We start from the raw sequence: 7,053 nt of genomic DNA, 5'->3' as shown, positions 1-7,053 counted from the left end.
TCTGATAAATTGTTAAAGAGCAATGAGTTACGAGACTTGGCTCGTTCACTCGAGGTGGCGTATATTACGCTTTCCTCTTTCAGAGTCAACCCCAAATTTCAGGATTTTCTCTTTTCTTCCCGGCCGCTTCGTGAAGTGAATCACTTGCGCCGTGTCGATGGAGGCGCATTATAGGGCGTCCCACGCAGGCCGCAACAGGTTTTTTCAACAAAAGTGCGCGTTTGCTGCATTCCACAGCAAAAGCCCGCCTTATACCTTGTTTTGCACAAACTTATCCACAGAGCCCCGCAGGGCTGAAAATTTACGAGCGCCGCGCAAACGTTTTCGCTACAATTCTCCGCAGCGACTAACTCCCCTTTATTCCAGGGGCGTTACCTGAATCAGTGCCGAATACCGTTAAATACGAGAAAAATTCCGCCCCTTACGCTGTTCAGAGTAAGGAATACCGGTAAAGATTCAGGTAACTCTCTTTATATCGTGATGCAAAAGCCAAGGGATAAAACCATGCAACAACCTCGTCCAATACGCCGGGCTCTGCTCAGCGTTTCTGACAAAACCGGTATCGTTGAATTCGCAGAAGCCCTCTCTCAACGTGGTGTGGAGCTGCTCTCGACCGGGGGTACCGCGCACCTGCTGGCAGATGCCGGCCTACCGGTTACCGAAGTTTCCGATTACACCGGCTTCCCGGAAATGATGGATGGACGTGTAAAAACCCTGCATCCCAAAGTGCACGGCGGTATTCTTGGCCGCCGCGGCCAGGACGACGCGATCATGGCACAGCACGCCATCAAGCCGATCGATATCGTGGTGGTAAACCTGTATCCGTTCGCCCAAACCGTCGCCCGCCCGGACTGCTCGCTGGCAGATGCGGTTGAAAACATCGATATCGGCGGCCCCACCATGGTGCGCTCCGCCGCCAAAAATCATAAAGACGTCGCCATTGTGGTCAAGAGCAGCGACTACGCCGCCATCATTACCGAGATGGACAACAACAACGGTTCGCTGCTGTTGCCAACCCGTTTTGATCTGGCCATCAAAGCATTCGAGCACACCGCCGCCTACGACAGCATGATCGCCAACTACTTCGGCGCGCTGGTGCCGGCCTATCATGGCGATACCGAGCAGCCCGCCGGCCGCTTCCCGCGCACTCTGAACCTGAACTACATCAAGAAACAGGATATGCGCTACGGTGAAAACGGCCATCAACAAGCCGCCTTCTATATAGAAGACAGCCTGCAGGAAGCTTCCGTCGCCACCGCCCAGCAGTTGCAGGGCAAAGCGCTGTCTTATAACAACATCGCTGACACCGACGCCGCGCTGGAATGCGTGAAAGAGTTCGCCGAGCCGGCCTGTGTGATTGTCAAACATGCCAACCCCTGCGGCGTCGCGATTGGCGAAGATATTCTGGGCGCCTACGAACGGGCCTACAAAACCGACCCGACGTCGGCATTCGGCGGCATCATCGCCTTCAACCGTGAACTGGATGCCGCCACCGCGCAGGCCATCATCAGCCGCCAGTTCGTTGAAGTGATCATCGCCCCAACCATTAATGAGGAAGCCCGCTCGCTGCTGGCCGCCAAGCAGAACGTGCGCGTCCTGGCCTGCGGCCAATGGCAACAGCGCGTGCCCGGCCTGGATTTCAAACGCGTCAACGGCGGACTCTTGGTACAAGAGCGTGATTTAGGTATGGTCGCCGCGGGCGATCTGCGCGTGGTGACCAAGCGCCAGCCCACCGAGCAGGAGCTGCGCGACGCGCTGTTCTGCTGGAAAGTGGCCAAGTTCGTTAAGTCCAATGCGATCGTCTATGCCCGCGACAATATGACCATCGGCATCGGCGCCGGCCAGATGAGCCGCGTTTATTCCGCGAAGATCGCCGGCATTAAAGCCGCAGACGAAGGTTTGGAAGTCAAAGGTTCCGCCATGGCGTCCGATGCCTTCTTCCCATTCCGCGACGGTATTGATGCGGCAGCCGCGGTGGGCATCACCTGCGTGATCCAACCCGGCGGCTCAATCCGCGATAACGAAGTGATCGCGGCCGCCGACGAACACGGCATTGCGATGATCTTCACCGATATGCGCCACTTCCGCCACTAATCCTTTTTGCCGCGTGCGCCCCGGCGCACGCTGATCATGGAGCACCTGATGAACATCCTTATTATTGGCAACGGCGGGCGCGAACACGCGCTGGCCTGGAAAGCCGCTCAATCGCCGCTGGCAGATAACGTGTATGTCGCACCGGGCAATGCCGGTACGGCGCTGGAACCCAATCTGACCAATGTGGCTATCTCTGCAACCGATATTCCGGCGCTGCTTGAGTTCGCCCGCAACAACGATGTCGGCCTGACCATCGTCGGCCCGGAAGCCCCGCTGGTGATTGGCGTGGTCGATGCCTTCCAGGCCGCCGGCCTGACCATTTTCGGCCCAACGCAGGCGGCCGCCCAGCTCGAAGGCTCAAAAGCCTTCACCAAAGACTTCCTGGCGCGCCACCACATCCCCACCGCCGAATACCAAAACTTTACCGAGGTTGAACCGGCCCTGGCCTATGTGCGTAGCAAAGGCGCGCCTATCGTCATCAAGGCCGATGGCCTGGCGGCAGGTAAAGGCGTGATTGTTGCCATGACGCTGCAGGAAGCGGAAGACGCCATTCAGGATATGCTGGCCGGCAACGCTTTCGGTGACGCTGGCCACCGTATCGTGGTGGAAGAGTTCCTCGACGGCGAAGAAGCCAGCTTTATCGTTATGGTCGATGGCGAAAACGTGGTGCCGATGGCCACCAGCCAGGATCACAAACGCGTTGGCGATGGCGATACCGGGCCAAACACCGGCGGCATGGGTGCTTACTCCCCGGCGCCGGTGGTAACCGATGAAATCCACCAGCGGGTGATGGACCAGGTGATTTGGCCAACGGTGCGCGGCATGGCGGCGGAAGGCAATACCTACGTCGGCTTCCTGTATGCCGGGCTCATGATCTCCGCCGACGGCCAGCCGAAAGTGATCGAGTTTAACTGCCGCTTCGGCGATCCGGAAACCCAACCGATCATGCTGCGGATGCGTTCCGATCTGGTTGCGCTGTGCCTGGCCGGCGCACAGGGCAAACTGGGCGATAAAACCTCGGAGTGGGACGAACGCCCATCCCTTGGCGTGGTGCTGGCCGCCGGCGGCTATCCGGGCGACTATCAGATCGGTGATGAAATCCACGGCCTGCCGCAGCAGGAAAGCCGCGACGGCAAAGTGTTTCATGCCGGCACGCGCCTGGAAGGCGATAAAGTGCTCACCAACGGCGGGCGCGTGTTGTGCGTAACGGCATTAGGCGCAACGGTGGCGCAAGCGCAAAAAAACGCCTATCAATTAGCGGCTGATATTCAGTGGCAAGGCAGCTTCTGCCGCAAAGACATCGGCTATCGGGCGATAGCGCGCGGTAAGTGATTCAGGGCTTAGCCCTTGCTGCTCAGGCTCTGCATTGCAGGGCCTTTTTTATAACGTGTCTTTCGTCGGCGCCCAGCGGCAAAAATCGTCGTTGGCCACCAGCAACAGTTGGCGCCCTTCCGGTGCCTCCAACCAAGCCAGGCTCAGCGATTGGCCACTGCGTTCGCGCCGCGCAATCCAGTCCAGCGCCTGCTCATCAAACCCCGGCCTTAGCTGTTGGCCGCTGCAGGTCTGCACCATGCCGCCGTGCCAATGGCCCTGTAATAGCCGCACATTCCCGGCACGCAGTGCATCGCTCACTTCCTGCATACGCCGCGCCTGGTATTGATACAGCGCGATATCGTCGCTGGAAAGCTGCTCACGCCGCTCAGCCAGTTGGCGCTGCATAAAGCTCACCGTGCCGTCTTCGGCAAAGCGCACCTGCAGGTTATCTTGCCCTTGTACCGGCCCACTGCGTCTAATCTGGCGTAAGGTGCCGTTTTGGTATTCATAGAGGGTGGTGACCGTGCCGGCCCCACGATAAGGGCTATACACACTCATCAGCACCAGTGGGCGCTGCTGATCGTCATCCTTGCGCCACAGGCGCATGACGCCCTGATCGGCAACATAGCCGCTGGCGGTAAACGCCGGAGGCGCGGAATGGAAACTGCAGCCAGCCAGACTGCTGGCGACCGCCGCCGCTAACAGCCAGCGCCGGATAAACAAAAGGGGCGTCATCGCCCCCCTGTCTAAGCTTTTCACAGCACGCGGTAATTATTTAACTGCGTCTTTCAGCGCTTTACCAGAAACGAATGCTGGTACGTTAGCCGCTGCGATTTTGATTTCTTTACCAGTCTGTGGGTTGCGGCCAGTGCGCTCTGCACGATGGTTTACTTTGAAAGTACCGAAACCAACCAATTGTACTGCATCACCTTCTTTCAGAGACTCAGTAATGGCAGCCAGGGTAGATTCCAGAGCTTGTTTGGCTTGAGCTTTGGAAAGGTCCGCCTTGTCTGCGATTACATCAATCAGTTGAGTCTTGTTCATAAGTTATCCTTACAGTGTGTTTATCGTTTGCAAAGCATCGAGTGCGACGGATATGCCGATTGACAGCACTCTCCTGCATACACGCACCGATAGCCACTTTTTTACGCCCCCCAAATGTAGACCAGACAGGGTGCGGATGTGAAGCCTTAAGGCATGACAAATCAGGCGTTAAATCACGTTTTATTGCCTCAGTGCGCTAAATTTATCCCAATATTGCTTACGCCAGCCTCACGAAGGTCGGATCGCAGGCCTTTAATCAGCTCGAGATCGCGTTCTTCACAGGCGGCCAACAATCGGAATATTTCCCACTGAATATCCCATTCTTCCTCAATGGCCGGCAAGATTTTCAACTCGTCGTCGGTCATTTCTTTCCCCGCCTGGGTCATTTCCAGCATCGCAACCGTACGGATTGACGTTTCGCTGATGGCAACGGCGTGCACCAGCGTCTCGCCGCTCAGGCGCGAGTGGATCAATTCACCTAACGCGATACACGCGTCGATAGCGGGGTAAACACCATAAATATCGTAAGCTTCGGCCGCTGGGATCGCATCTTCCAACTTCTCGAGCTGGCTGTCAAAATTGACCTTGGCGTCTTTCACCACCAGCGTTTCCCATGCCAGATCCAGTATGCGGCGGTAAACCGCCGGATCGCCGAATCCGGTTTGCAGGCAAAACACCTGATAATTGGGATACATACGCTCGCACAGACAGGCCATAAAGGTCAAATGTTGCCAGCTTTCAAGCTTTTCCAAACGTAAATGAATGGGGTTACGGAGCATTATTTCTTCTCTTACGTATGATATGCGGCGCAGTGTAACCTAATTCGCGCATGGCGGCACCTCTGGATGCGCCGCCAGCCAACGCTGGAACGCCGGGCGGCGCGAGGCGATGGCATCGGCCCAGCGCGTCGGCTCCGGTAAGCGGTAACCAGCCATGCAACGCTGCACCCAGGCCAGCGCACTGTCGGCGCTCACCCGGTGGCCGGTGGCGACAAACAGCGGGTTGCAACGCAGTTTGCTGCGCCATACCCAGCCAATCTGCTCGCCTTTATCCATCAACGGCGTTTGCGCGCCCGCCGCGGCGCCCAGCGGCTCAAATTTCCCACACAGGCGCTTTTTCGCCACGCCGATGGTCGGCACATTGATCAGCAGGCCAAAATGGCTGGCGACGCCCAAGCGGCGCGGGTGCGAAATCCCGTGGCCGTCGACAAACACCAGATCCGGCTTCTGCTGCAGTTTATCCCAGGCGGCCAACAGCGCGGGGCATTCGCGGAAAGACAGAAAACCGGGAATATAGGGCATCGTCGTGCTAATGCGCGCGAGCTGATACTCAACCAACTCCAGGGAAGGATAGCGCAGAATGGCGATAGCGGCGCGCGTTACCGCGCCTTCTTGCTCAAACCCCACGTCTGCGCCGGCAATCAACGCCGGCGGATCCGCCAGGAAATCATCATGGCGGATCACGCTGGCCGCGCATTGCAGTTGCTCAGCGCGCAATGGCGCGATGTCGAACAGGGCCACACTCTGCTCGCCCGCCTCAGCGGTGGTATTGCGCCGAAAACGCATGAACGGCCTCCACAAAAGCGCCGGCGTGTTCCGGCGGCACATCCTGATGGATGCCGTGGCCCAGGTTGAACACATGCCCCTCACCGTGGCCAAAACCGGCCAGGATGGTTTCCACTTCCTGTGCAATACGCGGCGGCGGCGCATACAGAATGGAAGGATCCATATTGCCCTGCAGCGCCACTTTATCGCCTACGCGCCGGCGCGCTTCGCCAATGTCGGTGCTCCAGTCCAGCCCCAGCGCATCACAGCCGGTGGCGGCCATCGCTTCCAGCCACTGCCCGCCGCCCTTGGTGAACAAGGTGACGGGCACACGGAGGCCTTCGTTTTCACGCAGCAAGCCATCGACGATCTTGTGCATATAGTGCAGCGAGAACTCACGGTAGTCCCTGCCCGTCAGCACCCCGCCCCAGGTATCAAACAGCATCACCGCCTGGGCGCCGGCCTTGATTTGCGCATTCAGATACAGGATCACGCTGTCGGCCACCTTGTCCAGCAACAGGTGCAGGGCCTGCGGATCGGCATACATCATTTTTTTGAGCTTGGTGAAGGCCTTGCTGCTGCCGCCTTCCACCATGTAGGTGGCCAGCGTCCATGGGCTACCGGAAAAACCGATCAGCGGCACTTCGCCTTGCAGTTCCCGGCGGATGGTGCGCACCGCGTTCATCACATAGCCCAGTTCGACCTCCGGATCGAATACCGGAAGCTTGTCCACATCGGCCCGGCTGGCGATCGGGTGGGTAAAACGCGGGCCTTCGCCGGCTTCAAAATACAGCCCCAGCCCCATCGCATCGGGAATGGTCAAAATGTCAGAGAACAGGATCGCGGCATCCAGCGCATACCGGCGCAGCGGCTGTAGCGTCACTTCACAGGCCAGCTCGGCGTTTTTGCACAGGGACATGAAATCCCCCGCCTGGGCGCGCGTGGCCTTGTACTCCGGCAAATAGCGGCCGGCCTGGCGCATCATCCATACGGGCGTCACATCCACCGGCTGCCGCAGCAGCGCGCGCAGGTAGCGATCGTTCTTCAACTCGGTCAT

At 58.4% G+C, this 7,053-nt stretch carries 7 protein-coding genes; 2 read left to right on the top strand and 5 right to left on the bottom strand.

Annotated features, from left to right (window positions below):
- The first annotated feature begins 504 nt into the window (after positions 1-504).
- Both purH and purD read left to right on the top strand, forming a co-directional pair.
- Positions 505-2,094, top strand: a complete 1,590-nt coding sequence (purH, locus tag ABFX35_RS24135) for a bifunctional phosphoribosylaminoimidazolecarboxamide formyltransferase/IMP cyclohydrolase (protein ID WP_346083241.1) — start codon at positions 505-507, stop codon at positions 2,092-2,094.
- Between the two features lie 48 nt (positions 2,095-2,142).
- Complete coding sequence (gene purD, locus ABFX35_RS24130) at positions 2,143-3,426, top strand: phosphoribosylamine--glycine ligase (RefSeq protein WP_279026394.1); 1,284 nt, start codon at positions 2,143-2,145, stop codon at positions 3,424-3,426.
- Positions 3,427-3,474: 48 nt separating this feature from the next.
- On the opposite strand, the gene ABFX35_RS24125 is transcribed toward purD, so the two are convergent.
- The 5 genes from ABFX35_RS24125 to hemE all read right to left on the bottom strand — a co-directional run bounded on the left by ABFX35_RS24125 (position 3,475) and on the right by hemE (position 7,053).
- Entirely contained in the window at positions 3,475-4,143 is a 669-nt protein-coding gene (locus ABFX35_RS24125; RefSeq protein ID WP_095846251.1) for a DUF1481 domain-containing protein, read from the bottom strand.
- 36 nt (positions 4,144-4,179) lie between these two features.
- The gene (gene hupA / locus ABFX35_RS24120) at positions 4,180-4,452 is read right to left on the bottom strand and encodes a nucleoid-associated protein HU-alpha (protein WP_095846252.1); all 273 of its coding nucleotides are present in this window, start codon (positions 4,450-4,452) and stop codon (positions 4,180-4,182) included.
- Between the two features lie 188 nt (positions 4,453-4,640).
- On the bottom strand, positions 4,641-5,231 hold the full coding sequence (locus ABFX35_RS24115) for a YjaG family protein (RefSeq protein ID WP_279026392.1): 591 nt from the start codon (positions 5,229-5,231) through the stop codon (positions 4,641-4,643).
- A 39-nt stretch (positions 5,232-5,270) separates the two neighbouring features.
- The gene (nfi, locus tag ABFX35_RS24110; RefSeq protein WP_346083238.1) at positions 5,271-6,017 is read right to left on the bottom strand and encodes a deoxyribonuclease V; all 747 of its coding nucleotides are present in this window, start codon (positions 6,015-6,017) and stop codon (positions 5,271-5,273) included.
- The gene (gene hemE, locus ABFX35_RS24105; protein ID WP_346083237.1) at positions 5,989-7,053 is read right to left on the bottom strand and encodes a uroporphyrinogen decarboxylase; all 1,065 of its coding nucleotides are present in this window, start codon (positions 7,051-7,053) and stop codon (positions 5,989-5,991) included. The genes nfi and hemE overlap by 29 nt, the downstream gene beginning before the upstream one ends.

Origin of the sequence: Gibbsiella dentisursi (genome assembly GCF_039539505.1) — a bacterium.
Lineage (GTDB): Bacteria > Pseudomonadota > Gammaproteobacteria > Enterobacterales > Enterobacteriaceae > Gibbsiella > Gibbsiella quercinecans.
This window is presented reverse-complemented; position numbering and strand designations above follow the sequence as displayed.

Excerpts from the sequence above, each read along its gene's own strand:
- purH (WP_346083241.1), top strand. The coding sequence starts at position 505 with ATGCAACAACCTCGTCCAATACGCCGGGCTCTGCTCAGCGTTTCTGAC.
- purD (WP_279026394.1), top strand. The coding sequence starts at position 2,143 with ATGAACATCCTTATTATTGGCAACGGCGGGCGCGAACACGCGCTGGCC.
- ABFX35_RS24125 (WP_095846251.1), bottom strand. The coding sequence starts at position 4,143 with ATGACGCCCCTTTTGTTTATCCGGCGCTGGCTGTTAGCGGCGGCGGTC.
- hupA (WP_095846252.1), bottom strand. The coding sequence starts at position 4,452 with ATGAACAAGACTCAACTGATTGATGTAATCGCAGACAAGGCGGACCTT.
- ABFX35_RS24115 (WP_279026392.1), bottom strand. The coding sequence starts at position 5,231 with ATGCTCCGTAACCCCATTCATTTACGTTTGGAAAAGCTTGAAAGCTGG.
- nfi (WP_346083238.1), bottom strand. The coding sequence starts at position 6,017 with ATGCGTTTTCGGCGCAATACCACCGCTGAGGCGGGCGAGCAGAGTGTG.
- hemE (WP_346083237.1), bottom strand. The coding sequence starts at position 7,053 with ATGACCGAGTTGAAGAACGATCGCTACCTGCGCGCGCTGCTGCGGCAG.